Annotated in this window: 1 protein-coding gene; it reads left to right on the forward strand. The window is 72.4% G+C overall.

Annotation, left to right across the window (positions count from 1 at the left end):
• The coding region (locus TN53_RS42990) for a 4'-phosphopantetheinyl transferase family protein (RefSeq protein WP_159038306.1) at positions 1-369 on the forward strand (369 nt) is incomplete at both ends.

A 369-nucleotide genomic window follows, 5' to 3' on the forward strand; every position in this document is an offset into this window, starting at 1 on the left:
CGTCCTGCACGGCACCGGCCTGCACTTCTCCCTCTCCCACAGCCACGGCATCGCCCTGATCAGCATCGCGGACGCCCCTCTGGGAGTGGACGTCCAGCGCGTGCCCACGCTGGAGACCGTGGAGCTGTGCCTGCCGGAACTGCACCCGGCGGAACAGCGGGAACTGCGCGCCCTGCCCGACGCCGAACAGCCCCTCGCCTTCGGCCGGTTGTGGACCCGCAAGGAGGCGGTGGTCAAGGCCGCCGGCGCGCGCCTCACTCAGGGCTTGGGCCTGCCGGTGTTCCCCGACACCGACACCGACACCGGCGCCCTGCCCGAGGCCCCCGACTTCCTGGCCCGCGGCTTCGTCCACGACGACACCACCTTCGA

This window comes from Streptomyces sp. WM6386 (assembly GCF_000972385.1).
Classification (GTDB): Bacteria; Actinomycetota; Actinomycetes; order Streptomycetales; family Streptomycetaceae; genus Streptomyces.